This window comes from Achromobacter sp. SIMBA_011 (assembly GCF_046535435.1).
GTDB classification, from domain to species: Bacteria; Pseudomonadota; Gammaproteobacteria; order Burkholderiales; family Burkholderiaceae_B; genus Achromobacter; species Achromobacter dolens.
This window is the reverse complement of the sequence record NZ_JAWRWN010000364.1, coordinates 1-276: the sequence shown is the minus strand read 5'-3', so window position 1 is coordinate 276 and position 276 is coordinate 1. Positions and strand designations below refer to the sequence as shown.

Below are 276 nucleotides of genomic sequence, written 5' to 3'. Positions count from 1 at the left end.
CGGACATGCGCACGCCGATCGCGCACGCGCTGGCGTATCCGGATCGCGTGGATTCGGGCGTCGCGCAACTCGATCTCGTGCAGGTCGCGACGCTTAACTTCGAGCATCCCGACTACACGCGCTTCCCGTGCCTCGCGCTCGCCATGAAGGCGCTGAACGAAGGCGGCGTGGCGAGCGCCACGCTCAATGCGGCCAACGAAATCGCGGTCGAGGCCTTCCTCAACCGCCGCATCGGCTTCATGGCCATCGCGCAGACGGTCGACGCCGTGCTCAACG

The 276-nt window shown here is 67.0% G+C and carries 1 pseudogene; it reads left to right on the top strand.

The annotated features are described in order from the left end of the window. A pseudogene (locus SB816_RS31310) lies at window positions 1–276 on the top strand (1-deoxy-D-xylulose-5-phosphate reductoisomerase); the annotation flags it as partial.